General features: G+C 69.0%; 3 protein-coding genes. 2 read left to right on the plus strand and 1 reads right to left on the minus strand.

Annotation, left to right across the window (positions count from 1 at the left end; all coding sequences use genetic code 11):
* Positions 1 to 182 precede the first annotated feature (182 nt).
* On the minus strand, positions 183 to 1,115 hold the full coding sequence (locus tag TX83_RS20045; protein WP_064749755.1) for a carbohydrate kinase family protein: 933 nt from the start codon (positions 1,113 to 1,115) through the stop codon (positions 183 to 185).
* A 378-nt stretch (positions 1,116 to 1,493) separates the two neighbouring features.
* Between TX83_RS20045 and TX83_RS20050 the strand changes: the two genes are divergently transcribed.
* Positions 1,494 to 2,540: a rod shape-determining protein gene (locus tag TX83_RS20050; protein WP_064749756.1), complete on the plus strand. Its 1,047-nt coding sequence runs from the start codon at positions 1,494 to 1,496 to the stop codon at positions 2,538 to 2,540.
* Positions 2,541 to 2,711: 171 nt separating this feature from the next.
* The coding region (gene mreC, locus TX83_RS20055) for a rod shape-determining protein MreC (protein WP_064749757.1) at positions 2,712 to 3,759 on the plus strand (1,048 nt) is incomplete at its 3' end.

Raw genomic sequence — 3,759 nt, forward strand, 5'->3', positions numbered from 1 at the left:
TCGCGGCTTACGCCGCTCCTACAATGGGGCGTTAGTCGCGGCGAGAATGCAGGCGAAAAAAATCCCGGCCGGGGCCGGGATTTTTCGATCGACGTGCGATGCGGGTGGGGCAGCGGAACGCGGATTCAGTCCGCCGGCATCCGCCTCAAACCAATCCCCAATCGCGAATTTCCCACCCCGGCTTAAAGCGCATACCCGAACTGTTGCTTGAACTGTTCGGCGAATTCTTCGTAGTCGAAGCGCTGGTTCTGAGTGCCGGGGTGTTCGACCTTCAACGCGCCCATCAGATTGCCCATGCGGCCGACGGTCATCCAGTCGTAGCCCTTCTCGATGCCGAAGATCAGGCCGGCGCGGAAGGCGTCGCCGCAGCCGGTCGGATCGGTCACGCGGCGCTCGTGCGCCGGCGGGATGTCGTAGGTCTTGCCGAGCGTGTGGATCTGCGAGCCGTGCGGGCCGCGGGTGGTGATATAGGCCTTGACCCGCTGGACGATGTCGTTCTCGCTCCAGCCGGTGCGCTCCTGCAGCAGGTTGGACTCGTAGTCGTTGACGGTGACGTAGTCGGCCTGCTCGATGAAGGCGCGCAGCTCTTCGCCGTTGAACAACGGCATGGCCTGGCCCGGATCGAAGATGAAGGGGATGCCGGCGTCGGCGAACTCCACCGCGTTCTGCAACATGCCTTCGCGGCCGTCGGGGCTGACGATGCCGAAGCTCACGCCCTTCACGTCGCGCACGTGGTTTTCGTAGGAGCGCATCATCGCGCCCGGATGGAAGGCGGTGATCTGGTTGTTGTCGTGGTCGGTGGTGATGAACGCCTGCGGCGTGAACAGCTCCGGGATCTCCTTGACGTGGTCGAGGCGGATCTTCTGTTCGTCGAACCACTCGCGGTACGGGCCGAAGTCCTGGCCGACGGTGGCCATCGGGATCGGATCGCCGCCGAGCAGCTTGAGGTTGTAGGCGATGTTGCCGGCGCAGCCGCCGAACTCGCGGCGCATGCGCGGGACCAGGAACGAGACGTTCAGGATGTGGACCTTGTCCGGCAGGATGTGGTTCTTGAACTGGTCCGGAAACACCATGATGGTGTCGTAGGCCAGCGAGCCGCAGATCAGCGCAGACATGTTCACCCCGAAAATTTTTTGAAGTCGCGACGCAAAAGCGGGCGGTCGATAGACCGCCCGGCGGCGTAGGGTAGCGGCTGAAGCGGCGCGCGGCCAGTTTTTGCGTACGCGGGGGGATGGTCGCGGGCGGCCGGGCGGTTTTCCGGCCTCCGGCGCGGAGACCGCCGGGGCCGGGTCGGCCGGGCCGGAACCGGGTGGGCGGCGACCCGGCGAGGGGGCGATTCCGGACCCGCCGACCCAGGGTTATCCCCAGGGGGCGGGCGCCGCTCCTGAACAGCCGGGCAGCCGTGAAACCGTTGATTTTCCTTGCTCGCAGGGGGGGCGATTGCTAGGCTAACGGCCCCGCTTCGCCCTTACTTTTGACGGCCCAATCCCCCGATGTTCAAGAAGTTTCGCGGCATGTTTTCCAATGACCTGTCCATCGACCTGGGCACGGCCAACACCCTCATTTACGTCCGCGGCCAGGGGATCGTGCTGAATGAGCCGTCCGTGGTCGCGGTGCGCCAGGACCGGATGATCGGCGGCAACCGTACGGTGGCGGCGGTCGGCGGCGAGGCCAAGCAGATGCTCGGCCGGACCCCGGGCCACATCACCACGATCCGGCCGATGAAGGACGGCGTCATCGCCGACTTCACTTACACCGAGGAAATGCTCAAGCATTTCATCCGCAAGGTGCACAAGTCGCGCTTCCTGCGCCCCAGCCCGCGGGTGCTGGTGTGCGTGCCTTGCGGCTCGACCCAGGTCGAGCGCCGCGCGATCAAGGAATCGGCCGAGGAGGCCGGCGCGCGCGAGGTCTACCTGATCGAGGAACCGATGGCCGCGGCGATCGGCGCCGGCATGCCGGTGACCGAGGCGCGCGGCTCGATGGTGGTCGACGTCGGCGGCGGCACCACCGAGGTGGCGGTGATCGCGCTCAACGGCATCGTCTACTCGGCCTCGGTGCGCATCGGCGGCGACCGCTTCGACGAGTCGATCATCAACTACGTGCGCCGCACCTACGGCACCCTGATCGGCGAAGCCACCGCCGAGCGGATCAAGCTCGAGATCGGCTGCGCCTACCCGCAGGAGCGCGCCAGCACCATCGAAATCTCCGGCCGCAACCTCGCCGAAGGCGTGCCGAAGATGGTCACGATCAACTCCAACGAGGTGCTCGAAGCCCTGCGCGAGCCGCTGTCGGGCATCGTCTCGGCGATCAAGCTGGCGCTGGAGCAGACCCCGCCGGAACTGTGCGCCGACGTCGCCGAGCGCGGCATCGTCCTGACCGGCGGCGGCGCCCTGCTGCGCGACCTGGACCGCCTGATCAGCGAGGAAACCGGCCTGCACGTGCAGGTCGCCGACGACCCGCTGACCTGCGTCGCCCGCGGCGGCGGCCGCGCGCTGGAGCTGGTCGACATGCACGGCAACGAGTTTTTCGCTCCGGAATAAGCCGGGATTTGGGATTCGGGATTCGGGATCGGAACAGCGCCCGGTTCTCGCCTCCCGCGTCTTCGACGCGCCCGCCTAGCGTCACCCGCAGTCCGGCAAGCGCGCGCAGCGGTCACTCGCTGCGTTCGCGCTTTTCCAATCCCCAATCCCGAATCACGACTCCCGGCCTCAATGCCCCCCTACGCCGGTCCCTCCACCGCAGCCCGTAGCGGCGAAGTCGCCGACACGCTGCGCCTGCTGGCGTATCTGGCGTTGGCGCTGGTGCTGATCGTGCTCGACCACCGCGGCGGCTGGCTCAGCCAGGCGCGCAAGCAGGTCGCCACCGCGGTGGCGCCGTTGTGGGCGGTGGCCGGCATGCCCGGACGCCTGATCGAACGGGTCAGCGACGACGCCGGCACCCTGAGCCGGCTGACCGAAGAGAATCGCCGCCTGCGCCACGAGGCCTTGGTCAACCAGGCGCGGATGGCGCGGCTGCAGTCGGTCGCCGCCGACAACCAGCGCCTGCGCGGCCTGCTGGAAGCGGCCGAGCGCGGCAACCTGGACGTGGTGCTGGCGCCGATCCTCGACATCGATCTCGACCCGAGCAAGCAACGGCTGGTGCTCGACGCCGGCAGCCGCGACCGCATCCGGGTCGGCCAGAGCGTGATCGACGCCGGCGGCCTGCTCGGCCAGATCACCGGCATCACCGCGATGCACGCCAGCGTGCTGCTGATCACCGACCCGTCGCACGCGGTGCCGGTGGCGGTGGCGCGCAACGGCGTGCGCCTGGTGGTGTACGGCGAAGGCCGCAGCGACCACCTGACCCTGCGCAGCGTGCCGCTGTCCAGCGACGTGCGCGAGGGCGACGTGCTGGTGACCTCGGGCCTGGGCGGGCGATTCCCGCCGGGTTTTCCGGTCGGCACCATCACCGCGCTCAAGCCCGACGACAGCCGCGCCTTCCTGGTCGGCGAAGTGCGGCCGGCCGCGCAGTTGGACCGTGGCCGCGAAGTGCTGGTGCTGCTGTCGTTGCCGCCCGCGCCGGCGCCGAGCGAGCCCTTCGACACCCAGCCGGCGATGGCGCAGGCCGCAGGCGCGGCGCCCGCCGCGAACCACCCAGCGGTCGGCGCCGCGGACAACGCAGCGAATGCCGCGGCCAAGCCCGGCGCCGCTCCGGCACCGGCGGGCACCGCCGCGAGCCGCCCGGCGACGGTTGCGCCGCCCGCGTCGCCGTCCACTGCGC

Origin of the sequence: Lysobacter antibioticus HS124, assembly GCF_000336385.2 — a bacterium.
GTDB classification, from domain to species: Bacteria; Pseudomonadota; Gammaproteobacteria; order Xanthomonadales; family Xanthomonadaceae; genus Lysobacter; species Lysobacter firmicutimachus.

What these genes read in the sequence shown, in the direction of transcription:
- TX83_RS20045 (WP_064749755.1), bottom strand. Translation starts at nt 1,115, where the DNA reads ATGTCTGCGCTGATCTGCGGCTCGCTGGCCTACGACACCATCATGGTG.
- TX83_RS20050 (WP_064749756.1), top strand. Translation starts at nt 1,494, where the DNA reads ATGTTCAAGAAGTTTCGCGGCATGTTTTCCAATGACCTGTCCATCGAC.